The 26475-nt window shown below is 72.8% G+C and carries 22 protein-coding genes and 1 tRNA gene; 7 read left to right on the forward strand and 16 right to left on the reverse strand.

Annotation, left to right across the window (positions count from 1 at the left end; genetic code table 11):
* Positions 1–87 precede the first annotated feature (87 nt).
* The 8 genes from ACZ5GH_RS13670 to ACZ5GH_RS13705 form a co-directional block, all read right to left on the reverse strand.
* Positions 88–669 carry a toxin-antitoxin system HicB family antitoxin gene (locus ACZ5GH_RS13670; RefSeq protein WP_387756935.1) on the reverse strand — a complete coding sequence of 194 codons (582 nt, stop codon included), beginning with the start codon at positions 667–669 and terminating at the stop codon, positions 88–90.
* A gap of 195 nt (positions 670–864) precedes the next feature.
* A complete protein-coding gene (locus tag ACZ5GH_RS13675) occupies positions 865–1932 on the reverse strand; it encodes an adenosine deaminase (RefSeq protein ID WP_387756934.1) in 1068 nt (355 codons plus the stop codon).
* Between the two features lie 140 nt (positions 1933–2072).
* Positions 2073–3368, reverse strand: coding sequence for a DUF445 domain-containing protein (locus ACZ5GH_RS13680; protein ID WP_464334392.1), 1296 nt, complete (start codon positions 3366–3368; stop codon positions 2073–2075).
* 115 nt (positions 3369–3483) lie between these two features.
* On the reverse strand, positions 3484–4785 hold the full coding sequence (locus ACZ5GH_RS13685; protein WP_464334393.1) for a nucleotide sugar dehydrogenase: 1302 nt from the start codon (positions 4783–4785) through the stop codon (positions 3484–3486).
* Entirely contained in the window at positions 4782–6080 is a 1299-nt protein-coding gene (locus ACZ5GH_RS13690) for a glycosyltransferase family 2 protein (protein ID WP_464334394.1), read from the reverse strand. The genes ACZ5GH_RS13685 and ACZ5GH_RS13690 overlap by 4 nt, the downstream gene beginning before the upstream one ends.
* A gap of 170 nt (positions 6081–6250) precedes the next feature.
* Positions 6251–7213: an ABC transporter ATP-binding protein gene (locus tag ACZ5GH_RS13695; protein ID WP_464334395.1), complete on the reverse strand. Its 963-nt coding sequence runs from the start codon at positions 7211–7213 to the stop codon at positions 6251–6253.
* 24 nt (positions 7214–7237) lie between these two features.
* Positions 7238–8002, reverse strand: a complete 765-nt coding sequence (locus tag ACZ5GH_RS13700; protein ID WP_464336825.1) for an ABC transporter permease — start codon at positions 8000–8002, stop codon at positions 7238–7240.
* Positions 8003–8135: 133 nt separating this feature from the next.
* Entirely contained in the window at positions 8136–9035 is a 900-nt protein-coding gene (locus tag ACZ5GH_RS13705) for an ABC transporter permease (RefSeq protein ID WP_464334396.1), read from the reverse strand.
* A gap of 226 nt (positions 9036–9261) precedes the next feature.
* On the opposite strand from ACZ5GH_RS13705, the gene ACZ5GH_RS13710 reads away from it, so the two are divergent.
* Positions 9262–11604, forward strand: coding sequence for a transglycosylase domain-containing protein (locus ACZ5GH_RS13710; RefSeq protein ID WP_464334397.1), 2343 nt, complete (start codon positions 9262–9264; stop codon positions 11602–11604).
* Between the two features lie 177 nt (positions 11605–11781).
* On the opposite strand, the gene ACZ5GH_RS13715 is transcribed toward ACZ5GH_RS13710, so the two are convergent.
* From ACZ5GH_RS13715 to ACZ5GH_RS13725, 3 genes are all read right to left on the reverse strand, one after another.
* Complete coding sequence (locus ACZ5GH_RS13715; RefSeq protein WP_464334398.1) at positions 11782–12951, reverse strand: winged helix DNA-binding domain-containing protein; 1170 nt, start codon at positions 12949–12951, stop codon at positions 11782–11784.
* 173 nt (positions 12952–13124) lie between these two features.
* Positions 13125–13427 (reverse strand): GroES family chaperonin, encoded by a 303-nt coding sequence (locus tag ACZ5GH_RS13720; protein WP_196952357.1) that lies wholly within the window; start codon positions 13425–13427, stop codon positions 13125–13127.
* 186 nt (positions 13428–13613) lie between these two features.
* Positions 13614–13955 carry a DUF3618 domain-containing protein gene (locus tag ACZ5GH_RS13725; RefSeq protein ID WP_387756925.1) on the reverse strand — a complete coding sequence of 114 codons (342 nt, stop codon included), beginning with the start codon at positions 13953–13955 and terminating at the stop codon, positions 13614–13616.
* 165 nt (positions 13956–14120) lie between these two features.
* Here ACZ5GH_RS13725 and bcp point away from each other — a divergent pair, with 165 nt between their 5' ends.
* Entirely contained in the window at positions 14121–14594 is a 474-nt protein-coding gene (gene bcp / locus ACZ5GH_RS13730; protein WP_387756924.1) for a thioredoxin-dependent thiol peroxidase, read from the forward strand.
* A 129-nt stretch (positions 14595–14723) separates the two neighbouring features.
* Here bcp and ACZ5GH_RS13735 read toward each other — a convergent pair whose 3' ends face one another.
* The gene (locus ACZ5GH_RS13735; protein WP_464336826.1) at positions 14724–17057 is read right to left on the reverse strand and encodes a chitinase C-terminal domain-containing protein; all 2334 of its coding nucleotides are present in this window, start codon (positions 17055–17057) and stop codon (positions 14724–14726) included.
* Between the two features lie 627 nt (positions 17058–17684).
* Here ACZ5GH_RS13735 and ACZ5GH_RS13740 point away from each other — a divergent pair.
* Positions 17685–17768: transfer RNA gene (locus ACZ5GH_RS13740), tRNA-Leu, on the forward strand.
* Between the two features lie 67 nt (positions 17769–17835).
* On the opposite strand, the gene rdgB is transcribed toward ACZ5GH_RS13740, so the two are convergent.
* The 4 genes from rdgB to ACZ5GH_RS13760 form a co-directional block, all read right to left on the reverse strand.
* Positions 17836–18441, reverse strand: a complete 606-nt coding sequence (gene rdgB, locus ACZ5GH_RS13745; protein WP_387756923.1) for an RdgB/HAM1 family non-canonical purine NTP pyrophosphatase — start codon at positions 18439–18441, stop codon at positions 17836–17838.
* A 31-nt stretch (positions 18442–18472) separates the two neighbouring features.
* Positions 18473–18862, reverse strand: coding sequence for a hypothetical protein (locus tag ACZ5GH_RS13750; protein ID WP_387756922.1), 390 nt, complete (start codon positions 18860–18862; stop codon positions 18473–18475).
* 322 nt (positions 18863–19184) lie between these two features.
* Positions 19185–19910 carry a ribonuclease PH gene (rph, locus tag ACZ5GH_RS13755; protein WP_387756921.1) on the reverse strand — a complete coding sequence of 242 codons (726 nt, stop codon included), beginning with the start codon at positions 19908–19910 and terminating at the stop codon, positions 19185–19187.
* Positions 19911–20099: 189 nt separating this feature from the next.
* Complete coding sequence (locus ACZ5GH_RS13760; RefSeq protein WP_238862766.1) at positions 20100–20333, reverse strand: glucose PTS transporter subunit EIIB; 234 nt, start codon at positions 20331–20333, stop codon at positions 20100–20102.
* A 401-nt stretch (positions 20334–20734) separates the two neighbouring features.
* Between ACZ5GH_RS13760 and ACZ5GH_RS13765 the strand changes: the two genes are divergently transcribed.
* The 4 genes from ACZ5GH_RS13765 to ACZ5GH_RS13780 all read left to right on the forward strand — a co-directional run bounded on the left by ACZ5GH_RS13765 (position 20735) and on the right by ACZ5GH_RS13780 (position 26464).
* On the forward strand, positions 20735–22036 hold the full coding sequence (locus ACZ5GH_RS13765; RefSeq protein ID WP_387756920.1) for a PTS transporter subunit EIIC: 1302 nt from the start codon (positions 20735–20737) through the stop codon (positions 22034–22036).
* A 388-nt stretch (positions 22037–22424) separates the two neighbouring features.
* A complete protein-coding gene (locus ACZ5GH_RS13770) occupies positions 22425–23702 on the forward strand; it encodes a PTS transporter subunit EIIC (RefSeq protein WP_387756919.1) in 1278 nt (425 codons plus the stop codon).
* A gap of 423 nt (positions 23703–24125) precedes the next feature.
* Positions 24126–25181 (forward strand): LLM class flavin-dependent oxidoreductase, encoded by a 1056-nt coding sequence (locus tag ACZ5GH_RS13775; protein WP_387756918.1) that lies wholly within the window; start codon positions 24126–24128, stop codon positions 25179–25181.
* The gene (locus ACZ5GH_RS13780; protein WP_387756917.1) at positions 25178–26464 is read left to right on the forward strand and encodes an LLM class flavin-dependent oxidoreductase; all 1287 of its coding nucleotides are present in this window, start codon (positions 25178–25180) and stop codon (positions 26462–26464) included. Before ACZ5GH_RS13775 ends, ACZ5GH_RS13780 begins: the two co-directional genes overlap by 4 nt.
* Positions 26465–26475 lie beyond the last annotated feature (11 nt).

The following is a 26475-nucleotide window of genomic DNA, read 5'->3' on the forward strand; positions in this document are numbered from 1 at the left end:
ACTCGTGTGGGTGTTCCCGCTGGTGGGAGCGGGGGTGACGTCGAAGGTGCAGAAGGTGGTGCAGACGTTCCTGGTACTACGGAGGTACTAGTGGACCCAGCCGGTGAAGCCCTGGCCGCCGACGCTGCGAGCGACCCGGCCGGGCGGGTCGACCACCGGACGGCGGGCCGGCTCGCCGCCTTCCAGCGCGCCGGCCAGGGCCCGGACCAGCCAGGCGTTGAGCGAGAGGCCGGCCTCGGCGGCGGCCTCCTCCGCCCGGGCCTTCAGGTGGGCGGGCAGGCGGAGGTTGATCCGGGCGGTGCCCGTCTCGTCCGGCTCCGCCGCCCCCGAGGGCACCACCGGCGGCGCCACCGGCACGACGGGTGGCACCACCGGTGCCACCGGCGGCACCACCGGCGGCAGATCGCCGTGGAAGGCGTCCGACCCGGGCGGCGCCGTCACCACGAACTCCGGGTCGAGGCCACGCAGACGCACGTCCACCGAGCCGGGGGCGAGGTCACGGGTGACTTCGCCCATGGCGGCCGAGAGCGCGTTGAGCAGGGTGAGCCGCACGGCCGACTCCAGCGGGAGCGTCAGCCGCTCGGCCAGCGCGCGGGCTTCGTCCCCGCCGGTGGCGGCGGCCACCGCGAGCTCGTTCCGGAGGTTTTCCACATACGGCGTGAGGTCCATGTCCGATAGCTTGGCACAGCCGTGGCGCCATGTCGAGTCATTGGTGGCACCACTTTGGCACCATCACCCGAACGGCCCTGGCGCCGACAACGGAACCGCCTCGCCGACCGGGGTCGACGGGGCGGTTCACCAGGGGAAACGCGAGGGAACGCAGGGGAACGCGGTGCACCGTGGTGCAACGCGGGGAGCCGGGGGCTACGGCTGCAGCCAGCCCGCCAGGTAGGCGTCGATCTCCCCGGCCAGCCGGGTCTTGCCCGCCCGGTCCAGGAAGGAGGCCTCGACGGCGTTGCGGGCCAGCCCCGCCACCCCGGCCTCGTCCAGGTCCAGCAGCCGCGCCGCCACCGCGTACTCGGTGTTGAGGTCGGTGCCGAACATCGGCGGGTCGTCGCTGTTGACCGTCACCAGCAGCCCGGCGTCCACCATCCGCTTGATCGGGTGGTCCTCGATCCGCTCCACGGCCCGGGTCGCGATGTTGGAGGTCGGGCAGACCTCCAGCGGGATCCGGTGCTCGCCCAGGTGGTCGATCAGCGCGGGGTCCTTCACCGCCTGGGTGCCGTGCCCGATGCGCTCGGCGCCGAGCACCCGGATCGCGTCCCAGACCGTCTCCGGCCCGGTGGTCTCGCCCGCGTGCGGGACGCTGCGCAGGCCGGCCGCCCGGGCCCGGTCGAAGTACGGCTTGAACTGGGGGCGCGGCACGCCGATCTCCGGGCCGCCCAGGCCGAAGCTGACCAGGCCCTCGGGGGCCCGCTCGGTGGCCAGCCGGGCGGTCACCTCGGCCGACTCCAGCCCCGCCTCGCCCGGGATGTCGAAGCACCAGCGCAGCACCACGCCGAGTTCCTTCTCGGCGCGCAGCCGGGCGTCCTCGATCGCCTCCATGAAGGCGACCTCGGGGATGCCCCGGCGGACCGAGGAGTACGGGGTGATGGTCAGCTCGGCGTACCGGATGTTCTGCCGGGCCATGTCCTCGGCCACGCCGTAGGTGAGCGCGCGGACGTCCTCGGCGTCCCGGACCAGGTCCACGACGCTCAGGTAGACCTCGACGAAGTGCGCGAAGTCGGTGAAGGTGAAGTACTCGGCGAGCGCCGCCGGGTCGGTCGGCACCTTGGAGTTGCCGGCGTGGCGCGCGGCCAGCTCGGCGACGACGCGCGGCGAGGCCGAGCCGACGTGGTGGACGTGCAGCTCCGCCTTGGGCATCCCGGCGATGAACGCCTCGATGCTCCGCTCTGTGGGGTTCCCGATCCGACTTCCGTCCGGCTGGACCACGGTCGTTCCCTTCTTCCTTCTTCACGTTTCTTCACGCGCGACGTCACGCGTCACGCGCACCGACGACAGTGCCGCCAAGGATAGGCCGTGCCCGGAACCGCCAACGGGTGATCATCCCGATCGCGACCGCCGCCGGGCGATCACCCCCCGAGCGCGACCGCCACGGTGTGGATCAGCAGCCCGGCCAGGGCGCCGACCACGGTGCCGTTGATCCGGATGAACTGGAGGTCGCGGCCGACGTTGGCCTCGATCTTGCGGGAGGCGTCGTCGGCGTCCCAGCCCGCCACCGTCTCGGAGATCAGCGAGGTGATCTCGGTGCGGTAGGTGTCGACCAGGTACTGGGCGGCGTCCTGGAGCCAGCCGTCCGCCTTGGCCTGGAGCTTGGAGTCGGTGGCCAGGCGCTCGCCGAAGCGGCGCACGCCGTCGCGGATGCGCCGGCGCAGTTCGCTGTCCTCGTCCTCGGCGGCGCCCATCACCAGGGTGCGCACGGCCGCCCAGGTGGAATTGATCAGGTCCTGCACCTCGGGGCGAGTCAGCAGCTCGCCCTTGGCCCGCTCGACCCGGGCGATGGTCTCCGGGTCGGTCTGCAGCTCGGTCGCGAAGTCGGCGAGGAACTTGTCGACCGCGCCGCGGGCCGGGTGGTCGGGGTCGTCCCGGATGTCGGTGACGAAGCGCAGCAGCTCCTTGTAGACCCGCTCGCCAACCTGGTGGTCGATGAACCGGGGCGTCCAGCCCGGAGTCTTCTGGGTGACCTTCTGGACCACCTCCTCGTGGTTGGCGGTCAGCCAGCCGTGAGCCCGGACCGCGACCAGGTCCACCACTCCGTGGTGCCCGCCGTCGGCGACCACCTTGCCGAGCATCCGGCCCATCGGCTCGGCCACCGAGGTGGCGGCGGCCCGCCTGGTCACCGCCTCGGCGACCACCGCCCGCACGTCGTCGTCGCGGAGCACCGCGAGCAGGCCGCGCAGCGCCGCCGAGGCCTCCTTGGTGACCCGCTCGGCGCTGCCCGGCGCGGCCAGCCACTCCCCCAGCCGGCGGCCGATGCCGAGCGCCGCCAGGCGGCCGCGCACCACGTGCCCGGAGAGGAAGTTCTCGCCGACGAAGTCGCCGAGCGAACGGCCGAAGGCGTCCTTCTTGGTCGGGATGATCGCGGTGTGCGGGATCGGCAGGCCGAACGGCCTGCGGAACAGCGCGGTCACCGCGAACCAGTCGGCCAGCGCGCCGACCATGCCCGCCTCGGCGGCGGCCGCCACGTACCCCGCCCAGGGTCCGGCGCCGGCCGCCTCTGCCCAGGTGGCCAGGGCGAAGACCAGGGTCGCGAAGGCCAGCAGGCCGGTCGCGATGGTCTTCATCCGGCGGACGCCGCGTCTCTTCTCCTCGTCGGCCGCGGTGAACCGGACTCCGGGGCCGGTCCCGCTGAAGGCATCGTCACTCACCCCGCCAGTCTGCCCGGTGCCCGGCGCGGACGGGGGCGCGCCTCGCGATCACGCGCCCCGGGCAGGCACCGCGCACCGGACCGACGGGGGTTCAGGCCCGGCACCGGACGGGGACTCACCCCCCGCCCAGCACCATCCGCCGCACGTCCGTGCCCGCCCAGCGCTTCGGGTCCGTGCACCGCCGCCCGTCCAGCAGCACCCGCACCCCCGGCAGGTCCACCGGCGTCAAGTCCCGGTACTCCGGGTGGTCCGCCTGCAGCACCGCCGCCACCACCGGCTCCCCGACGTGCGGCGGCAGCCCCAGCGCCGCCAACTCCTCCGCCTCGTACAGCGGATCGCTGACGTACGGCCGCGCGCCCGCCGAGCGCACCGCCTCGACCAGCGGGAACACCCCGGAGTACGCCGTCTCCTTGACCCCGCCCCGGTAGGAGGCGCCGAGCACCAGCACGCCCTGCCCGGCGATCCCGCCCGGCACCGCCCCCGCGAGCATGCCCACCGCGTACTCCGGCACCGCCAGGTTGGCCTCGCGCGCCGCCCGGACCACCGTCGCGCCCGGGTCGTTCCACAGGTACAGCCGCGGGTAGACCGGGATGCAGCGCCCGCCGACCGCGATGCCCGGCCGGTGCAGGTGGCTGTACGGCTGGGAGTTGCAGGCGTCGACGACCTCCGCGAAGTCCACCCCGACCTCGTCCGCGTACCGGGCGAACTGGTTGGCCAGCGCGATGTTGACGTCCCGGTACGTGGTCTCCGCGAGCTTGCTGAACTCGGCCGCCTCCACCGAGGCCAGCTCCCAGACGCCGTTGGGCCGGGGCAGGTCCGGGCGCGGGTCGAAGTCCAGCACCGCCCGGTAGAACTCGCCGCCGCGCCGGGTGGAGGACGCGTCCAGGCCGCCGACCAGCTTGGGGTAGCGCCGCAGGTCGGCGAGGACCCGTCCGATGCGGACCCGTTCCGGGCTGAACACCAGCGCGAAGTCCGTCCCGGCCGCGAGCCCCGACCCGGCCGCCAGCCGGGGCGCCCAGCGCTCCCGGGTGGTGCCGACCGGCAGGGTGGTCTCGTAGCTGACCAGGGCGCCCCGGCGCAGCCCGGCCGCGACGGCGTCGGTGGCCGCGTCGAGCGGGGCGAAGTCCGGGGTGCCGTCGGCGGCGGTGACCAGCGGGACGACCAGCACCACGACCTCGGCCCCGGCCGCCGCGGCCGTGGTGTCGGTGGTGGCCCGCAGCCGGCCCTCGGCGACGACCCGCTTGAGCGCCTGGTCCAGGCCCGCCTCCCGGGGGAACGGCGGCACGCCCCGGTTGACGCCGTCCACCACGCCGGGCGCGATGTCCGCGCCGGTCACCCGGTGGCCCTTCAGCGCGAACTGCACCGCCAGCGGCAGGCCCAGCCGGCCCAGCCCGACCACGCAGACGTCCTGGCTCATCCCCGTCCTCCGTTCACCGAGTCGGCCGGCCGGCGCCACGCCGGGTGGCGCCGCAGCCCGCGCCGCACCTGCGCCGGGACGAGCCCGCGCCACAGCCGGCGCGCGAGGTCGAGCGGCGGGGCGTCCTCCCCGACCGCCGCCCCGACCCACTCCCCGGCCGACCCGTTGACCGACTTCTCGGCCGACTTCTCGACCGCCCCCTCGGCCGCTTCCTCCTGCAGCAGGAACAGCTCGTCCGGCAGGCAGAGCCGGTCGTCCCGGAACGCCGGGTAGCCCGCGTACCGCCGCCGCCCGTCCGCCACCACCGGCGGATCGCCGTGCGCCGCCTCGAAGCGGATCTGGTTGCGCAGCGCCTGGGGCCGTACGGTGCAGGCGAGTTCGAGCCGCACCCGGTCGGCGACCGGCAGCCGGTGGTACACCTCGCGGGCGCCGAACCGCTCGACCAGCCGGGTGACCTCGACGCACACCCGCTCCTGGACGTCCGCGGCCAGCAGCAGGAAGCCGTCCTGCAGCAGCCGCGGCACGTCCCGGCCGAAGCCGCGCACCCGGATGGCGTCCAGCTCCGCGCCCGGCCCGGCCAGGTCGGCGCCCACCTGCTGGAGCGCGGCGATCCCGCGCAGCCGGTCCAGCACCCCGGCCCGCCCGGTGGCGTCGCCCCCGGCCCCGCGCGGCCCCGGGAAGCAGCAGTCGTAGGAGGCGAGGACGGACACCCGGGCCGCCCGCAGGCACGGCTCCAGGGTGAACAGTTGCTCCGAGAAGGCCTTCAACCGCTCGTCACGGCGCAGCCCGTGGTGCCGCAGGAGGTCGCGCCGGAACAGCTTGGTGCCGCCCAGCGCCCAGGCCAGCGCGGAGTCGGCGAAGCCCACGGACGCGGCGTCGGTGTGGAAGGCCCCCGGCGGCACCGGCCGCCCGTCCACCCCAGCCTGCTTGGGCACCACGACGTCCGAGCCCCAGGCGTCGGCGGCCGCGACCAGCCGCTCCAGTGCCTCCTCGCCGAGCCGGTCGTCGGCATCGAGGAACAGCACGTAGCGGCCGCGGGCCAGCTCCAGGCCGCGGTTGGCGGGGCCCGCCGGGCCGCCCGAGCGGGGCCGGCGCACCACCGTGAACAGCCCGGGGTGGCGGGCGGCGTACCCGTCCAGCAGCTCCCCGCCGCCGTCCGCGGAGCCGTCGTCCACGGCCACCACCTCCAGCCGCCCCGGCGCCAGGGACTGCCCGACCAGTGAGTCCAGGCAGGCGGTGAGGTAGGGCGCGGTGTCGTGGACCGCGACCACCGCGGTCACGTCGGGAACGGCCATCGGACGGAGGGCCTCCGGTTCCGGCATCGGCGAGTGTTGCCGGGTCAACTCGTGCCGGGGGTCCGGGGTCACGATGATCATCCGCACGGGCGACGGGAACGGAACACACTCCCGGCCACCGCACGTACGCGCGGTGGCCGGGAGTCCGGAGGCGAGCCCCGGCCGTCCCGTCAGCCGATCGCGGCCTCCGCGTACATCCGGGCGATCACGTCCTCGATGGCCGGCTCGCGCACCGACAGGTCCACCAGCGGGTAGCGCGCGGCGACCGCCGCCACGATCGGCGCGGCGCTCTCCTGGGCCGGGAAGGCCAGCCACTGGCGCGGCCCCTCGACCCTGGTGACCCGCGCCCCGGGCACCTCGACCGGGTGCGCGAGCTCCTGTGCGAGGTCCACCACCAGCGTCCGCTCGCTGCGGCCGGTGGCGTGCAGGCCCTCCAGCCCGCCGTCGTACACCACCCGGCCGTGGTCGATCACCATCACCCGGCCGCAGAGCTGCTCGATGTCGGTCAGGTCGTGGGTGGTGAGCAGCACCGTGGTGCCCCGGTCCCGGTTGACCTCGCGCAGGAACTCGCGCACCCGGCCCTTGCTGACCACGTCCAGGCCGATGGTCGGCTCGTCCAGGTAGAGCACCCGGGGGTCGTGCAGCAGCGCCGCCGCGAGGTCGCCGCGCATCCGCTGGCCGAGCGAGAGCTGGCGCACCGGGGTGTCCAGCAGGCCGCCGAGGTCGAGCAGTTCGACGCAGCGGTCGAGGTTCTCGCGGAACCGGGCGTCGGGGACGCGGTAGATCCGGCGGGCGAGTTCGAAGGAGTCGCGCAGCGGCAGGTCCCACCAGAGGGTGGTGCGCTGGCCGAAGACGACCCCGATCCGGCGGGCCAGCGCGACGCGTTCGCGGGCCGGGTCGACGCCGGCCACCCGCAGCCGCCCGGAGCTGGGGACCAGGATGCCGGTGAGCATCTTGACGGTGGTGGACTTGCCGGACCCGTTGGGCCCGATGTAGCCGACGCACTCGCCGGCCTCGACGGTGAAGTCGAGCCCGTCCACCGCCCGGACCTCGCGCCTGGCCCGGCCGAACCGGCCGGTGCGGGTCCGTACGGTGAAACTGCGGCGGACGTCGTGGAGTTCGATCAGTGCCATGGTCGCTCCTTCAGGGGTGGGGGTTCAGCTGCCGGTGCCGCGGTAGGCGCGCAGCCCGGCCCGCCAGGCGAGCCCGGCGGCGAGGACGCAGAGCGCGGCGACGGCCGGGGAGGCGAACTGGAAGGCGGTGGGCAGGCCGAGCGGGTCGGGCCGGCCGAGGACGTACAGGGCGGGCAGCCAGTTGACGAAGGCCAGCGGGACGCCGAAGACCACCCCGGCGACCAGTTCCTTGGCGAAGACGGTCGGCGGGTACTGCAGCATGACGCCGCCGCCATAGGTGAAGGAGTTCTGGAGCTCCTCGGCCTCGCCCCACCAGAACTGCAGGCAGGCGAAGCCGATCCAGACCGCGCAGAAGATGGTCGTGCCGCTGAGCAGCAGGACGGCCACCAGCAGCACCCGGTCCCAGGTCCAGGCCACGTCCAGGACGGCGAGCGACCAGGCCAGCACCGCCCCCGACTGGACCGGACGGCCGATCCGGCGCAGCGAGAAGCGCTCGGCGCAGACCTGGGCGAGGGCCGGCGCGGGCCGGATCAGCATCACGTCCAGGGTGCCGGTCCGGATCCGCTCGCCGAGCGCGTCGCTGCTGCCGACCAGCAGGTTGGCCATGCCGAGCGCGAAGCCGGAGGTGCCGTAGAGGAAGCCGAGTTCGGGCAGGGTCCAGCCACCGAGCGTGGCGGTGTGCCGGAACATCAGGATGATCACGGCGAAGTCGAGGAAGGTGATCACCGCGTTGGCGGTGAGCATCATCGCGAACGAGGCCCGGTAGGACATGATCGAGCGGGTCCACATGGCGGCGCACAGCCACCAGGAGCGCACGGCCCAGCGGGTACGGGCGAGGAGCCGGTCGGCCGGGAGGTCGAAGCCGGCGTCGAAGCCCGCGGCAGGGGCGTCGGAGCCGAGGCTACGGGCGTCGGAGCCGGTCTCAGCCACCCTGGACCACCACCTTGCGGGTCGCGAGCGCCTGCACGCCGCGCCCGGCGGCCAGCAGCACGGCGGCCCAGCCGAGTTGGAGGCCGAGCGGCCCGAGCACGGCGGCGCCGGTCGTGTGCTCCAGGAACAGGTCGGCGGGCACCTGCGCCAGCGTCGCCCACGGGAGTACCCGGGCGAGGTCGGCGAGCCCGCCGGGGAAGAGCGTGAGCGGCAGCAGCATGCCGGAGAGGAACATCGTCACCACCAGCGTCACCGAGCGCACCCCCTCGGAGTCGTGCAGCCAGAAGCCGGTGAGCGCGACCAGGAACCGCAGCCCGAAGCTGACCAGCTCGGCGAGCAGCGCGGAGAGCAGGAAGACCAGCCAGGTCAGCGGCCGCTCGGGCAGCCTGAAGTGGAAGAGCAGCGAGCCGATCAGCAGCGGCGCACCGCCGCGGACCAGCAGGTGGTAGCCGGCCCGGCCGAGGTCGCTCGCCAGCCACCAGCCCAGGAAGTCCACCGGCCGGTACAGGTCGACGGCGATGTCCCCGTTGCGGAACCGCGTCTGGAGGTCGTCCTCGAATCCGCCGCCGAAGATCGCGGTGGTGGGCATCAGGCCCTGGCAGACCCAGATGAAGGTGACGGCCTGGCTCACGTCGTAGCCGCCGAGGCCGGGGCGGGCCTGCCAGAGCGCGACGAAGGTGTAGGCGAGGATGCAGCCGAAGACGGTGTTGGTGAAGACACCGGCGAGGGTGGCGGCCCGGTAGGTCGAGTGGCGGCGGAAGGCGCCGCGGGCGACGGCGGCGTAGAGCCCGAGGGAGGCGTGGAACCGGAGGAGGGCGTGGCGCCCGGGGGAGGCGGCCTGGGCCGCCGGGGGTTCAGGGGGACGCGCTCCGGCGGGGACGGTGTTCAGCATATTGTCTCCTTGTCGACAAATGCGGGCAGACGGATGCCCGCGGGCACCCGGCGCGCACGCCCCAGCGGCCCCGACCGGCCGTACCCGGGGGGTGCCGGGCCTGGCGGGCGGAGCTGCTGAAGTGGGTGCGCTATGCGGTTTTCACCTTTCACCGTACCTCCGGCCCACACCACTCGCACCCGGTTTTTCCAGCCTGATCCGGCGTCAAATAGCAGATAATCCCGGCATGACCTTGAGCACCCGCCGCCAGGCCAAACGGGCCGCCCGCCGCGAGGCCCGTCGCGCCCTCCCGCTCTGGCGCCGGCTCCTGCCCACCTGGCGGGTCACCCTCGGCACCCTCACCGCACTGCTCCTGCTCGCCGTCGGCGGCTTCGCCGTGCTCTACGTCATCGTCCCGGTGCCCGACCCCAACGCCCACGCCGTCGCCCAGAACAACATCTACCTCTACGCCGACGGCACCACCGAGATCGCCCGCACCGGCGCCGTCAACCGCACCGACGTCACCATCGACCAGATCCCGCTCCAGACCCAGCAGGCCGTCGTCTCCGCCGAGGACCGCACCTTCTACCAGAACCGCGGCATCGACCTGAAGGGCATGCTCCGGGCCGGCTGGAACACCCTGACCGGCAAGGGCATGCAGGGCGGCTCCACCATCACCCAGCAGTACGTCAAGAACTACTACCTCACCCAGGACCGCACCATCGAGCGCAAGGGCCGCGAACTGCTCATCGCCCTCAAGGTCGACCAGCAGCGCGACAAGCGCGAGATCCTCGCCGGCTACCTCAACAGCAGCTACTTCGGCCGCGGCGCCTACGGCATCCAGAGCGCCGCCCACGCCTACTACGGCGTCGACGTCTCCCGGCTCACCCTCGGCCAGGGCGCCTACCTCGCCTCCCTGCTCCAGGCCCCCAGCCGCTACGACGTCAGGACCGCCACCCCCGCCAACCGTGAGAAGGCCGTCGCCCGCTGGAACTACGCCCTCGACGGCATGGTCCAACTCGGCTTCGTCACCCCCGCCGACCGCGCCGCCACCGCCTTCCCCGAACCCGTCGACCCCCAGCCCGCCACCGGCCTCGCCGGCCAGGCCGGCTACCTGGTCGGCGTCGCCGACGACTACCTCGTCTCCTCCGGCACCCTCGACGCCGCCACCCTCAAGGCCGGCGGCTGGCGCATCACCACCACCTTCGACAAACCCCGGCAGGACGCCTTCGTCAAGGCCGTCCAGGAACAGCTCACCGGCGAACTCGACCCCAGGGCCCGCCCCGACACCGACACCGACGTCCGGGTCGCCGGCGCCTCCGTCGAACCCGCCACCGGCCGGGTCGTCGCCGTCTACGGCGGCCCCGACTACGCCAAACAGCCCTACAACGACGCCCTGCGCCAGGACAACCAGATCGGCTCCACCTTCAAACCGATCGACCTCGCCGCCGGCCTCGTCGCCCAACACGCCCCCGACGGCCGCCCGATCACCACCGAATCCCGCTACGACGGCACCAGCGAACGCCCCGTCACCGGCGGCCCCACCCCGTACGCCCCGCCCAACGAGGACGACATCGACTACGGCGACATCACCCTGCGCTACGCCATGGTGAAATCCGTCAACTCCGTCTACGCCCAGGAGGGCGTGGACGCCGGACTCGCCCGCGTCCGCGAGACCGCCGTCAGACTGGGCATCCCCGACGACGTCCGCGGCATGGACCCGGCCAACACCTCGATGACCCTCGGCACCGCCACCCCCAGCGCCCTCGACCTGGCCGGCGCCTACGCCGCCCTCGCCGACCACGGCCGGGCACACACCCCCTGGTCCGTCCTCGAACTCGAACGCGTCAACCCCGGCGGCTCCGTCGACGTCCCCAAGATGCCCGAACACAACCCCACCGAGGCACTCGACCGGGAGATCGCCGACTCCGTCACCGACGTGCTGCGCGACGTCATCAGCCCGCGCGGCACCGGCGCCGCCGCCCTCGACCTCGGCCGCCCGGCCGCCGGCAAGACCGGCACCACCGACTCCAACCTCTCCGCCTGGTTCGCCGGCTACACCCCCGAACTCGCCACCACCGTCGGCCTGTTCCGCGAGAACCCGAAGACCCACGCCAAGGAACCGCTGGCCGGCACCGCCGGGCTCACCCGGATCAACGGCGGCGCCTTCCCCACCCGGATCTGGACCGCCTACACGGCCGCCGCCCTCGACGGCACCCCCACCCAGGACTTCGACCTCCGGACCGGACGCGGCACCCCCGACGCCACCCCCTGGCCCACGGCCACCGCCGCCGCCGGGACCACCCCCAGCGCCACCACCACCCCGACCGGCGGCGGACCCGCCAGCGCCGACCCGGCCCCCGGCACACCCCCCGGCCACGCCCCCAGCACCCCCGCCACCACCCCCCGGCCCACCGCCACCACCGGCACCACCCCCAGCCCGCAGGCCCCCAGGCCCACGGCGGACCCGGAACAGCCCACCCCGGCCCCGATACCCACCCAGTCGCAGCCCACCAGGCCCACCGCCCTGCCCAGCGCCACCGGCGGCCCCGCCACCAACCTGGCGACACCGCCCGGCGCGGCGCCCTAGAACCCGCTGCTTCCTATAGGGCGTGTCTGACAATTCCCGCCGGGTTCGCGACGCCGGGGCACGCACCTCGCCGCGTTGTCGTCGGTCGCCAATGCTCCGCAGTGGCTCCCTCCTCCGCCTTGCGATGCACGCACCCCAACGCCGCGCCCTGATCCGACGCGCATTGTCAGACACGCCCTAGCCCCTCAGCTCCTTCTCCAACGAGGTACGGAACCGCGGCGTCACCCGCACGTCCCCCAGCCAGCCCGCCAACCGCTCCGCCTCCGCCGCCACGGCCCGCTCCGCCTCCGCGCCGACGCCACGGAACAACCGCCACACCACCTCGCCGTCGGCACGCTGCGCCCAGCCGCCCACCACCTCGCCGCACCACCACACCGTCGGCCCGGCGTTGCCCGCCCGGTCGAACAGCGCCGGCACGTCCTCCGGCCGCAGGTACCAGTCCCGCCCGCGCCAGCCCATCACCGCCGGGTCCAGCGCGGGCAGCAGCGCCGCCCACGGCACCGGCTCCGCCGCCGGCCCCTCGTCCCCCGGCAGCACCACCGCGGGCACCCCGCCGGCCAGCGCCACGTCCAGCACCCCGAGGTCCGCCAGCGCCCTGCGGACGTCCCCCAGCGTCCAGCCCGTCCACCACTTCACGTCCTCGACCGTCGCCGGCCCGTACGCCGCCAGCCAGCGCCGCACCACCTCGGCCTTCGCCTCCCGCACCGGCACCTCCGGCCACTGCGGCACCGGCGCCCACGGGTAGCTGCTGCTCAGCCACGAACCGCGCGGACGGCACCGGCGCACGTGCCCGTCCGAGGCCAGCAGCCGCAACAGCCGACTGCCCACGCTCTGCCGCGCCTCGTACGCCTTGCCCGCCGACATCAGCATCGTCTCGCGCAACTGCGGCACGTCCTCGGCCAGTTCCCCGGTCGTCGCCTGGCCGCGCCCGGCCAGCGCGGCCAGCACCTCGCGCTCCGTCTCCGCCAACCGGGCCTCGTCCCAGCCCTCGGCGTGGTCCCGCAGGTGCTTCAGCAGCGTCGCCCGCTCCTTCGCCGCGATCGCCCGCGCCGCCGCCGAGCTCACGTACGGGGCGAAGTCCTCCGTCACCGCGAAGATCGTCCGCCGCATCGACAGCAGCTTCACCAGCGAGACGTCCTCGTACAGCGCCCGGTCCACCTCCGCGGCCGAGGGCTCCGCCAGCCGCGCACAGGCCGACAGGTACACCGTCGCCGCGTCCGTCGCGTGCAGCCCGACCACCGCGTCGGCCACGTCCTCCACCCGCGCCGCCCGCACCGACGGCGCCAGCAACTGCCGCCGCCCCAACCGGGCCCGACGCTCCGCATCAACGATCACCGGCACACTCATGCCGGGACCCTAGCGCGCACCACCGACAACCCCTCCGGCCCACGACGGGCACCCCGGCGGAAAGCCGGCGGACGCGCGGCGGAAGGCCCGCGGAAGGCCGACGGGAACGCACGGCGGAAGCACGGTGCCCCCGACGCGGGTCGGGGGCACCGTGGGGGGCAGGTGTCAGGCCGTCACAGGTAGAGCCCGGTCGAGCCCTCCGTGTCGCCGAAGCGGGTCGCCGCGACGGCGTGCAGGTCGCGCTCGCGCAGCAGCACGTAGGTGGCGCCGCGGACCTCGACCTCCAGCTTGTCCTCCGGGTCGTACAGCACCCGGTCGCCGGGCTCCACCGAGCGCACGCTCTGGCCCACCGCGACGGCCTCCGCCCAGGTGCAGCGCTTGGACAGCTCCGCCGTGGCCGGGATCAGGATGCCGCCGGTCGAGCGGCGCTCGCCCTCACTGCCCTCGGTGCGCACCAGCACGCGGTCGTGCAGCATCCGGATCGGCAGCTTCTCGCCGAGCCGGTCGTGGCGGGCGGGCTCCTGCGCGTCGTCGGAACGGATCGGTTCGTCGTTGGTACTCACGGTCCCGAAGGTACCTCCCCCGGGCGCGGCGCGTGACGCTGCCCCGGCATGCGGAAGGCCGGGCGCCCGATGCCGCCCGGCCCCGCCGTCCCGTCGCGCTCAGCCCTTGCGGCGCTTGCGGGCCGAGGCGATCAGCAGCACCAGGCCCACGCCGACCAGCGCGGCCGGCACGACCCGCTCGCGGCGCGGCTGCCCCTGCTCGTCCACGAACTGCGCCTTGACCTTCTCCACCATGCCGCTGGCGGCCACGTACGCCCGGGCGGTCTTCTCCTCGACCGCGGCCACCGCCTTCGCCTTCACCTGGGCGGAGACGGTGCTCGGGTGGACACGGACGGCCAGCTCGTCGAGGGTCCCCGCCAGCCGGTCACGCGTCCGCTCGATGTCCGCCTCGATCTGGGCGGTCGTCCGCGCCGACTTGTCCTGCGTCCTCGCCTCGCCCACTCGGGCCACCCCATTCACTCGCCGATGTCGTTCCGCCGATCCGTGCGATCGGTGTGACTGACCCAGTGTGTCAGCTGCCGCACACGGTCGCGCGGCCCCACCCACCATCGGAGGTAAGTTTGCCGTGGTACGACCGTCCGTCCCAGCCTCCAGGAGAGTACGACCGTGACTGAGCGCCTCCAGCCCGGCGACACCGCGCCCGCCTTCAGCCTGTCCGACGCCGACGGCAACCAGGTCTCCCTCGCCGACCACGCCGGCCGCAAGGTCATCGTCTACTTCTACCCCGCCGCGCTGACCCCCGGCTGCACCAAGCAGGCCTGCGACTTCACCGACAACCTGGAGGTCCTCGCGGACGCCGGCTACGACGTCATCGGCATCTCCCCGGACAAGCCGGAGAAGCTCGGCAAGTTCCGCGAGGCCGAGAACCTCAAGGTCACCCTGCTGTCCGACCCGGACAAGACCGCGCTGGAGGCGTACGGCGCCTTCGGCGAGAAGCAGAACTACGGCCGCACCTACCTCGGCGTGATCCGCTCCACGATCGTCGTGGACGAGCAGGGCAAGGTCGAGCACGCCTTCTACAACGTGCGGGCCACCGGCCACGTCGCCAAGCTGCTGCGCGACCTCAAGGTCGGGGCCTGAGCCCTTCGGCGCCCTGAGCCCGCCGGGGCCCGCGTGCCGGGGAAGCGAAGAAGCGGTGGCGGCACACCCCCCGACCGGGTGCACCGCCACCGCCGTCCGTCACCTCGACGGGCCGGGCCGATCAGCTGATCAGCAGGCCCCGAGGTCGCTCCAGACGCCCCACGCACCGCTGGTCGCGGGGTCGTCGCCCTTGGTCCACCACTTGTTCTGGTAGTAGTGGCCCTTCCACGAGACCTTGGTGGGGGTCGCGTAGGTGGTGCCCGCGTCCCAGCTCGGGGCCGCCGTGCAGGCGCCCGAGGTCGGGGTCGCGGTCGGCGTCGCGGTTGGGGTCGGCGTGGCCGTGCCCGTGGGGGTCGGCGTCGGGGTGGCCGTCTGCGACGGGGTCGGGGTCGGCGTGCCGCCGTCCACCGCACCGCGGGTCAGGTCGCCCTTGATCCCGTACAGCGTGCCGCCCACGTTGACCGTCCAGTTCGACGGCGTGGACACCGGCAGGTAGTAGACGAAGTCCATGTCGATCGAGGCCCCCGGCGCCAGCGACTGCCAGCCCGGCAGCTTCACCGACACCCGGTTGTAGTTGCCCTTCAGACCGCCCACGTTGCCCGGGCCCGGGTTGTCCTGCTTGATGACCTGGAGGCCGAAGCCGGACTGGTCCTTGGCGTTGCCCGGGGCCGAGTTGCCGTAGTCGAACTGGAACTCGGTGCCGCCCGGCAGGGTCAGCGTCGAGTTGTTGACGATGTGCAGCTTCGGGTTGATCGGATAGTTCGAGTCGCCCAGCGCGAAGTTGGTGAACGACACGTCGACCGGCAGGGTCTGCTGCGGCAGCGTGGTCGTCGAGCGGATCGCGCCGTACGGGCTCGCCGACTTGAACTTGTCGTACATCAGCGTGGTCAGCGTGTTGCCGGGCACGTACTGGCCCTTGCCGCCGTTGGCGGTGGCGTCCCACCGGTAGTCGCCCGCGAGCTCCCAGATCATCGCGCCGCCGGCGCCCTGGTTGACGATGTAGTCCGCCTTGGCGCCCACCGACTGCTCGTCCTCGGTGGAGAGGAACACCTTCTTGGTGTCGTTCCACAGCCACGGCGCCACCAGGGCGGAGCTGTAGTTGCGGGTGTAGGTGCCCTGCAGCGCGGTGTCGGAGACGCCGTACTTGGCCAGGTAGTCGGGCAGGATGCCCTTCTCCAGGTTCTTGGCGTGCCACATCGGGTTCGACCCGGCCGGGGACTCCTTGCCCGCGTCGTCCTTGTCGTTCCAGATGTTGTCGATGCCGACCGCGCCGTCACCGCAGGCCGTCAGGCCGGAGCCCGCCGGACAGGTGGTCGCCGGGGCGGTGCCCCAGAGGCCGTTGGTGCCGCCCTGGACGTTCTTGAAGCCCCGGGTGTAGTACGGCAGGCCGACGTTGATCCGGCCGCCGGGCATCGAGCCGCGGAAGTAGTGGTACGACCAGTCGGCGTTCAGGTAGCCGATGCCGCCGTACTGCGCGGTGCCGTAGACGTTGGCGGCGGCCAGCTCGCCGTCCTTTCCGTCGTCGAACAGCGAGGCGTTCGGGCCGACGTACTTGTTCCAGGCGCCGTGCAGGTCGTACGACATGATGTTGACGTAGTCCAGGTACTTGGCCACCTGGAAGGTCTCCATGCCGCGCAGCAGGTAGCCGGAGGACGGGGCCGCGACCGACAGCAGGTAGTGCTTGCCGTCGGCGGCGCCGGCCTTGTCCAGGCTCTCGCGCAGGGTCTTCATCAGCGCCGCGTAGCCCTTGGCCAGCGAACCGCGCTTGCCGTTGGCGAGCTGCCAGTCCAGCGGGTTGCCGGCGTCCTTCATCGAGGTCGGGTACTCGTAGTCGATGTCGACGCCGTTGAAGCCGTACTTGCGGATGAAGTCGACCGAGGAGGCGGCGAAGGTGTCGATGCCGGCCTGGTTGACGCTGCCGTCCGCGTTGACGGTCATCGAGTAGAAGCCGCCGGAGTTGACGCGCTTGCCGTCGTCCCCGAAGTAGCCGCCGGTCTCGGTCCAACCGCCCACCGAGATCAGGGTCTTGACGTTCGGGTACTGCTTCTTGTACTTCGTCAGCAGGTTGAAGTGGCCCTTGTACGGCAGGCTCGGGTCCAACTCGGCACCGGGGACGCCGGGGAAGGAGATCCCGGTGGCCTCGTTGGTCGGACCGTCGGTGCCGACCGAGAGCTTGTTGTCGCCGCCGACGTGGCCGAAGGCGTAGTTGAGGTGGGTGACCTTGTCCCAGGGGACGTCGCTCACCAGGTACGGCGCGTCGCCGTTCTTGCCGGTGCGCCAGCCGGTGAAGTAGCCGATGATGCGGCGCTGGTGGTCCGCGCCCATCTTCTCGCGCCCGCCGGTGTCGTAGACGGAGCAGTACGGGACGTCCACCCCGGCCGTCTGGTACAGCCCGTCCGGCCGGCAGGCCGCGTTGTCGACCGCCGCCGACGCCTGCGAGGGCGCCGCACCCAGCGTCGCCATCAGCAGCCCGGCCAACGAGGCCGCGGCCAGCGAGGCCACACCGGCCCGCGCCGCCGGGCTCTTCCGGCGGTGCGCGGCGGTGGGACGCCGCTCCGCCGTGTTTCGGATCAACACTCGGTCCTCCAGGAGAGAGTGTCGGCACGTGCCTGTGGGGGAGCACGCACGTGGGGGATTGCGATTGGCGCAGAAGCTATGTGGTCTGAACCACATAGGTCAATAGGTCTGTACCAATTGGTAATCAACAGCCAAACATCCACCAGCCGCAACCGATCGAAACGCCCTTCGTTGGCCTTCCGAGGGAAGGGGATCTCACCGGCCCCCACGGCGCGCCTCGGACTGCCAACAGACCTTTCTGGCTCGCGAATCCGCAGCGCGCCGGCAGAGCTCGGCCGACCCGAGCAGCGCGAGGACTGCGGCACCGACCCCCAGTGGGCGCGGACAGCCGATGACCTTGGAAGTCGACCACATCAACGGCGACCGGTCGGACAATCGTCCGGACACTTTCGGGCGGCTCTGCCCGACTGCCACTCCGTCACTCCGACCTCCTGCAGGAGGAAGAAGGCGTCCGTGCCGCCGCGTTGAATCGCGCTGTCCCCGCCTCGGCCAAAGCCCTAGACTGAAGCCCATGCGGCCTTGGCGTAACAGGCAGCCGCGCGGGTTTTAGGTGCCCGTGGGAGAAATCCCGTGAGGGTTCGAGTCCCTCAGGCCGCACTAGCCTAAGAATCGAAGGCCCGCCCCGAGTGATCCCGGGGCGGGCCTTCGGCGTTCCGGCGGGGCGTCAGCTCAGGAGGGCCTTGACCACCGGGGCGAGGGCCCTGAACGCCTGGCCGCGGTGGCTGATGGCGTTCTTCTCGTCGGCGGTGAGCTCGGCGCAGGTGCGGGTCTCGCCGAGGGGCTGGAGGATCGGGTCGTAGCCGAAGCCGCCGTCGCCGGCCGGGGCGGTGCGCAGCGTGCCGAGGAGGCGGCCCTCGACGACGCGCTCGGTGCCGTCGGGGAGGGCGAGGGCGGCGGCGCAGAAGAAGTGGGCGCCGCGGTGCGGTTCGGCGATGTCGGAGAGCTGGGCGAGCAGCAGGTCGAGGTTGGCGCGGTCGTCGCCGTGCCTGCCGGACCAGCGGGCGGAGAAGATGCCGGGCGCGCCGTTCAGCACGTCCACGCAGAGGCCGGAGTCGTCGGCGACGGCGGGCAGGCCGGTGGCGCGGGCCAGGGCGTGCGCCTTGAGCAGGGCGTTCTCGGCGAAGGTGACACCGGTCTCGGGGACGTCCGGGATCTCCGGGTAGGCGTCGGCGCCGACGAGTTCGACGTCCAGGCCGGCGTCCGCCAGGATGGCGCGGAGCTCGGTGACCTTGTGCTGGTTGCGGGTGGCGAGGATCAGGCGGGTGGACATATCGCCCACCCTACCGAGAGTCCGGGAACGGTCAGCCGGTGCAGACCGAGGTGAGGTTGCCGGCCGCGTCGCCGAGCGGCTTGAGGTCCGGGACCTCGTTCCGGTCCGCGGCCCGCTGCACGTTCTCGACCTGCTTCTGCAGGTCGGTCACGGCCTTGGCGACGTCGGTGTTCTTGGAGTTCTTCCCGACCTGGTCGAGGTCGTTCTTGAGCTTCTGCAGGGCCCGGCCGGCGGCGGCCGAGTCGTTGCTCGCGTTGTCGTAGGCCTTGGTGACGTCGGCGAGGTCGCCGGTGATCTTCACCGCGGTGTTGCCGCAGTCGAGCGCCTTCTGGGCGGCGGAGCAGCTCACCATGCTGAGCGGAAGGATCGCGATGAGTCCGGCCACGGCGAGGGCGGCGGGGCGGGCGATGCTCGACGGCATCCGATCCTCCTGGGGGGCGCGGGTTCCGTGGGGTGGGACGCGCGCCGGGGGGTGCGCGGTTCCCGCAGCGGGAGTGCTGCGGGAACCGTACGGTCTCCGGGCCCGGCCTGTACAGCAGGCCGACCGTTCGGCGGGCCGTTCGTCCGTGGCCGGCACGGGTGTCCGTGCCGCGGCCGAACGGCCGTCCGCGCGGGTGGGCTGACCGTGCGTCTGCTCCGGTCCACGGCTGCGGGGCCCGCGCGGGTTCAACCCGCGCCGGTACAGCCTGCCCCGGCACAGCCCGTCCCCGGTTCAATCCACCCCGGTACAGCCCGTCCCCGGTTCAACCCTGCAGGGCCTTGCGCTGGATCTCGTCCAGCTCCGCGCAGCCGAGGCTGCCGAGGTCGAGCAGCCGGTCGAGCAGGTCGCGGTCGAACGGGGCGCCCTCGGCGGTGCCCTGGACCTCGACGAAGCGGCCGTCGGAGGTGCAGACGATGTTCATGTCGGTCTCGGCGCGCACGTCCTCCTCGTACTGGAGGTCGAGCATCGGGACGCCGTCGATGATGCCGACGCTGACGGCGCTGACGCCGCCGGTGATCGGCTGGCCCTTGGCGCGCAGCAGCTTCTTGTCGCGGGCCCAGGCGACGGCGTCGACCAGGGCGACGTAGGCGCCGGTGATGGCGGCGGTGCGGGTGCCGCCGTCGGCCTGGAGGACGTCGCAGTCGAGGACGATGGTGTTCTCGGCGAGCGCGCGGTGGTCGACCACGGCGCGCAGCGAGCGGCCGATGAGCCGGCTGATCTCGTGGGTGCGGCCGCCGATGCGGCCCTTGACGGCTTCGCGGTCGCCGCGGGTGTTGGTGGCGCGCGGGAGCATGGAGTACTCGGCGGTGACCCAGCCCTCGCCGCTGCCCTTGCGCCAGCGGGGCACGCCCTCGGTGACGCTGGCGGTGCACAGCACCTTGGTGTCGCCGTAGGAGATGAGGACGGAGCCTTCGGCGTGCTTGCTCCAGCCCCGTTCGATGGTGATCGGGCGGAGCTGTTCGGGGGTGCGGCCGTCGATGCGTGACATAGGCACTGAGCGTAGTCGGTCCGGGGTCCGCTTCCCGAAGCGTCGGTGCCGCGCCGCGGGCCCGCTCCCGGCCGCCGGTTCCCCGCTCCCTGCTCCCGATGTCACAGCGCCCGGCTCCGGATGCGCCGCGGCCCGCCGTCCCCCTGAGCGGGTCGGCGGGCCGGGCGGCCTGAGCCCTGGTGGCTCAGCTCACATCATGTCCTCGATGTCGGCGGCGATCGGGTCGGCGTCGGTGCCGATGACGACCTGGATCGCGGTGCCCATCTTCACGACGCCGTGGGCGCCGGCGGCCTTGAGGGCGGCCTCGTCGACCAGGCTGGCGTCCTTGACCTCGGTGCGCAGGCGGGTGATGCAGCCCTCGACCTCTTCGATGTTCTCGATGCCGCCCAGACCGGCGACGATCTTCTCAGCCTTGCTGGCCATCTGGTTTCTCCCTCTGTCTCGGCCCTTCGGCGGCTCTGCCGGGTGCCGTCCTGCGCTGGTGCTGGGGTGTCCCTCGACCGTCTGGCGGTGAGGTCCGTGCCGGTGGCTGACGCGGGTTCGGCTGCGGTCGGGCCGGCGAACAGCGCGACCAGCATCACCCGCGCCGGTCCGGTCCGCCACGTTAGTCCACTTTCGGCCCATTCCGGCGGGCAGGCTCCCGATCGTCGTCCGAGGATGACGATCAGCGGGGCTCGCGCCTCCGGAGTGGGGCCTGCGTCCAAGTGGTCTACACCAATATATGTGTACTCCGAGGAACGCAGGAACGGCCCCGGGTGTTCCCGAGCCCTGCCCGAGGGTCCCGCAGGGGCCTCCGGCCGGCAACTGCTCTCGGAGGGCGAAGGATGAGTTCGGCAGGCGCCGCGGCCCCGCGGACCACGAGGTGGCACACCTTCTACGGCGGCCTCCAGAAGATGGGCCGTTCCCTGCAGCTGCCGGTCGCGGTGCTCCCCGCCGCAGGCATCCTCAACCGCCTCGGCCAGCCGGACGTGTTCGGCAAGGACGGCCTCGGCTGGAACGACGTCGCCAAGGTCTTCGCCTCCGCGGGCGGGGCGCTGCTCGACTCCTCCTTCGGCCTGCCGCTGCTGTTCTGCATCGGCGTCGCGATCGGCATGGCCAAGAAGGCCGACGGCTCGACGGCGCTGGCCGCCGTGGTCGGCTTCCTGGTCTACTACAAGGTCCTGCACGCCTTCCCGGAGAGCTGCCCGGCGGGGACGGCCCTGGTGCCGGACGCCTGGACCGGCCAGTGCGTGAGCTACTCGTCGGCGAAGGCGGCGGCCGCGACGTACCAGAACCCGGGCGTGCTGGGCGGCATCCTGATCGGCCTGCTGTCGGCCTGGCTGTGGGTCCGGTTCCACCGCACCCGGCTGGTGGACTGGCTCGGCTTCTTCAACGGCCGCCGCCTGGTGCCGATGATCACCGCCCTGGTGGGCCTGGTCGTCGCCGTGCTGGCGCTCTGGGTCTGGCCGCCGATCGGGCGCGGGCTGAACGACTTCTCGCAGAACCTCTCCGACCTCGGCGCGGGCGGCGCCGGCATCTTCGGCGTCTTCAACCGCGCGCTGCTGCTGATCGGCATGCACCAGCTGCTGAACACCTTCGTCTGGTTCCAGTTCGGTGAGTTCGTCAAGCCGGACGGCACGATCGTGCACGGCGACATCCCGCGCTTCCTGGCCGGCGACCCGACGGCCGGCCAGTTCCAGTCCGGTTTCTTCCCGATCATGATGTTCGCGCTGCCGGCCGCCGCGCTGGCGATCGCGCACTCGGCGAAGCCGCACCGCCGCAAGGAGATCTACGGCCTGATGCTCTCGGTCGGCCTGACCTCCTTCGTCACGGGCGTCACCGAGCCGATCGAGTACTCCTTCGCCTACATCGCCCCGGCCCTGTACGCCGTGCACGCGCTGCTGACCGGCGCCTCGATGGCGGTGACCTGGGGGCTCGGGGTGCACGACGGGTTCAGCTTCTCGGCCGGCCTGATCGACTACGTCATCAACTGGGGGCTCGCCACCAAGCCGTGGCTGATCATCCCGATCGGCCTCGGCTTCGCCGCCGTGTACTACGCGCTCTTCCGGTTCATCATCGTCAAATTCAACCTGAAAACACCCGGCCGGGAGGACGAGGCCGAGGTCGAGGACGTCACCAAGGCCTGAAACCGGGCCGCCCCGGCGTTATCCCCGCATTGGCCCCCGGACCCGCCCCGGTCCGGGGGCCTTCGGCATTTCGGAAAGCCCGGCCGCCCCGGTCCGACGCGCCCAACGCCGCTGGCAGGGCACCGTGTGCTTTTGTTGCGCGATTAGCCAAAATCGATTTTGTTGCGCAATCGGCCAAAGTCCCAATCGCGGCCGACTACCATGATCGCCATTCGGTAAGTAGGTTTCGATTTCATAGCGCTTCCCGGTGACAGCGCTTTCCGGGGTTCCTCGACTTCTCCACCCGTGCTACAAAACTGGTCTACACCACGTGTGGTGTAGACCAGTTCGCGGTTGGCCCCCTGTGCCTCCCCCCGACCGACCGCCATGCCGTTAGGAACCCACCCCCATGAGTCAGTCTGCGCAGGCACCGGCGCCCGCCACGGCTCCGGCTTCGCCAAGCCCCGCCAAGAAGTTCGGCCAGAACCTCCTCCAGGGTCTGCAGAAGATCGGCCGCAGCCTCCAGCTGCCCATCGCGGTGCTCCCCGCCGCCGGTCTGCTGATGCGTCTCGGCCAGGACGACGTGTTCGGCAAGGACGGCCTCGGCTGGAACAAGGTCGCCTCGGTCTTCGCCACCGCCGGTGACGGCGTCTTCGCCAACCTGCCGCTGCTCTTCGCGGTGGGCATCGCGATCGGCTTCGCCAAGAAGGCGGACGGCTCCACCGCCCTGGCCGCGCTGGTCGGCTTCCTGGTCTACAAGAACGTCCTCACCGCGTTCCCGGTCTCCGAGGGCCACGTCGACGGCACCAAGTGGGTCAAGCCCGTCTACCAGGACCCGGGCGTGCTCGGCGGCATCGTGATCGGCCTGCTGGCCGCGGTGCTGTGGCAGAAGTACCACCGCACCAAGCTGGTCGACTGGCTCGGCTTCTTCAACGGCCGCCGCCTGGTCCCGATCATGATGGCCTTCGTCGGCACCGGCGTCGGCGTCTTCTTCGGTCTGGCCTGGGGCCCGATCGGTGACGCCGTCAAGAGCCTGAACGACTCCCTGATCGGCGCCGGCGCGTTCGGCGCGGGTGCGTTCGGCCTGGTCAACCGCGGTCTGCTGCCGGTCGGCATGCACCAGTTCGTGAACTCCTTCGCCTGGTTCCAGACCGGCGACTTCACCAAGCCCGACGGCACCGTCGTGCACGGCGACCTGACCCGCTTCTTCGCGGGCGACCCGACCGCCGGGCAGTTCATGTCGGGCTTCTACCCGATCATGATGTTCGCGCTGCCCGCCGCCGCGCTGGCCATCGCCCACGCCGCCAAGCCGCACCGCCGCAAGGCCGTCACCGGCATGATGGTGTCGCTGGCCCTGACCTCCTTCGTCACCGGTGTCACCGAGCCGATCGAGTTCGCCTTCGTCTTCATCGCCCCGGTCCTGTACGTCATCCACGCGCTGCTCACCGCCGTCTCGATGACCGTCACCTGGGCGCTCGGCGTGCACGACGGCTTCACCTTCTCCGGCGGCCTGATCGACTACGCGCTGGCCTGGAACAAGGCCACCGACCCGTGGATGATCATCCCGCTCGGCCTGGTCTTCGCCGCGGTCTACTACTTCCTGTTCCGCTTCGCGATCACCAAGTTCAACCTCAAGACCCCCGGTCGCGAGGACGACGACGAGATCGAGGACGTCACCAAGGCCTGACGCCCGCGTCACCGCCCGCCTCGAAGACCTCGCTCCGAAGGCCCCGCCCCGCCGCTCCCCCAGCGGCGGCGCGGGGCCTTCGGCGTACCCCGGGCCCGTGCCACGCGTGGGAACGGCGGTTGACGAACCGACGGACGCCCTGGTCAACTGAAGCGGTGAACGCCTCGTGCCCGCTGGTCACCCGCAGCCACATCGACTTCGGTCGCGTGTGGTCCGCGGCATGTCGCGGCTGAGCTGACCGTTCCCCCACCGCCGCCCGGCTGACGTCCCGCCCGGCGCCGGTCCTTCCCCTCCCCGCCCGTACGGGCTCCGCCCGCGGGCCGCCACCGCGCTCCGGCGCGTCCCGCGCGCACCCGCGCCCCCGTGTCCCCGCACGGCCGCGCCGGTGCCCGCACGCGTCCGCACGAGGAAGTCAGGCTCACCATGCCCCGCCAGTTGCACCTGTCCGCCGCCCTCGACAGCCCCGGCCGCTTCGACGCCGGGCACTACGCCTACCTCGCCCGCCTCGCCGAGCGGGCCACCCTGGACTTCGTCACCCTCGACGACTCCTTCGCCGCCGCGCCGAGCCGTCCCGACGCGCTCGCCGCCCTCGCCCGGATCGCCCCGCTGACCGACCGGGTGGGGCTGGTGCCGACCGTCACCACCACCCACACCGAGCCCTTCCACACCTCGATCTCGGTCAACACCCTGGACTGGGCGAGCGAGGGCCGGGCCGGCTGGCTGGTCGGCGTCTCCACGACCGAGGCCGAGGCGCGGGCCTTCGGCCGCCGGCCGGTCGCCACCGGGGACGAGCTGTGGGCCGAGGCCGCCGACGCCGTCGAGGTGGCCGCCCGGCTCTGGGACAGCTGGGAGGACGACGCGGAGATCCGCGACACCGCCACCGGCCGGTTCGTCGACCGCGGCAAGCTGCACCACATCGACTTCGCGGGCCCGCGGTTCTCGGTCCGCGGCCCGTCCATCACCCCGCGCCCGCCGCAGGGCCGCCCGGTGGTCGCGGTGCCGGTCGACGCCGCCGACCTCGCGCCGGACGCCTCCCCGGGCGGCCGCGCCCGGGTCGCCGCCGCGATCCGGCACGCCGACGTGGTGCTGCTCGACGCCCCCGACCGCGCCACCCGGTTGGGCGCCGCCACCGAACTGCGGCTGCGGGCCGGCGAGGGCCTGCGCATCCTCGCCCGGCTCGGCACCGCCGTGTCCGCCCTGCCCGACCGGGCCGCCGACGAACGGCTGCTCGCCGAACTCACCGCGACCGGCACCGGCGTCGACGGATTCCACCTCTCCCCCGCCGACCCGCCGCGCGACCTGGCCGCGCTGGCCGACCGGATCGCCCCCGCACTGCGCTCCGCCGGACTGCTGCGCGCCGGGTACACCGGCCGCACCCTGCGCGACCACCTCGGCCTGGCCCGCCCGGCCAGCCGCTACGCCGCCCGTCCCGCCGACGCCTCCACCGCGTCCCCCGCCCTCGCCGAGGTGACCCGATGACGGACCGACCGCTCAAGCGGATCCACCTCGCCGCGCACTTCCCCGGCGTCAACAACACCACGGTGTGGAGCGACCCGGCGGCCGGCAGCCACATCGAGTTCTCCTCCTTCCGCCACCTCGCGCAGACCGCCGAGCGCGGCAGGTTCGACTTCCTCTTCCTCGCCGAGGGCCTGCGGCTGCGCGAGACCAAGGGCCTCATCCACGACCTCGACGTGGTCGGCCGCCCCGAGTCGATCACCGTGCTGAACGCGCTGGCCGCCGTCACCGAGCGGCTCGGCCTGGCCGCCACCGTCAACGCGACCTTCAACGAGCCGTACGAACTGGCCCGCCGCTTCGCCTCGCTGGACCACCTCTCCGGCGGCCGCGCGGCCTGGAACGTGGTCACCTCCTCGGACGCCTTCACCGGGGAGAACTTCCGCCGCGGCGGCTACCTGGACCGCGCCGACCGTTACACCCGGGCCGCCGAATTCGTCCAGCTGGCACGGGAGTTCTGGGACGCCGGGGAGGAGCCCGTCCGGCACTCGGGGCCGCAGTTCGAGGTCGAGGGCCGGCTCTCGCTGCCCCGGCCGCCGCAGGGCCACCCGGTGGTGATCCAGGCCGGGGACTCCGACGAGGGGCGCGAGTTCGCCGCCGCCACCGCCGACGTGGTCTTCTCCCGGCACTCCACCCTCGCCGACGGCCAGGCCTTCCACGCCGACGTCAAGCGCCGGCTCGCCGCGTACGGGCGCAAGCCGGACGAGCTGAAGATCATGCCCGGGGCCACCTTCGTCCTCGGCGACACCGACGCCGAGGCGGCCGAGCGGGCTCGGGAGGTCCGCCGGGCCCAGGTGAGCCCGCAGACCGCGATCGCCTTCCTGGAGCAGGTCTGGGGCGTCGACCTCTCCGACCACGACCCGGACGGACCGCTGCCGGCCGTCGACCCCGACCCGGACAGCGCCCTGGTCCAGGGCCGGGTGCGGCACGCCGACCCGGTCGCCGTCGCCGAACGGTGGCGGGCGGTGGCCGCGGAGAAGAAGCTGACCAGCCGCGAACTGGTGATCGAGGTGACCGGGCGGCAGTCCTTCATCGGCTCGCCCGCCACCGTCGCCGCGCGGATCGACCACTTCGTGCAGAACGACGCGGCCGACGGCTTCATCCTCGTCCCGCACCTCACCCCGGGCGGCTTGGACGAGTTCGTCGACCGGGTGGTGCCGCTGCTCCAGGAGCGCGGGGTGTTCCGCACCGACTACACCGGCCCCACCCTGCGGGACCACCTCGGGCTGCCCGTCCCCGGGCGGCGCTGAGCGGGCGGGCC

It is taken from the genome of Kitasatospora sp. Xyl93, from assembly GCF_055383135.1.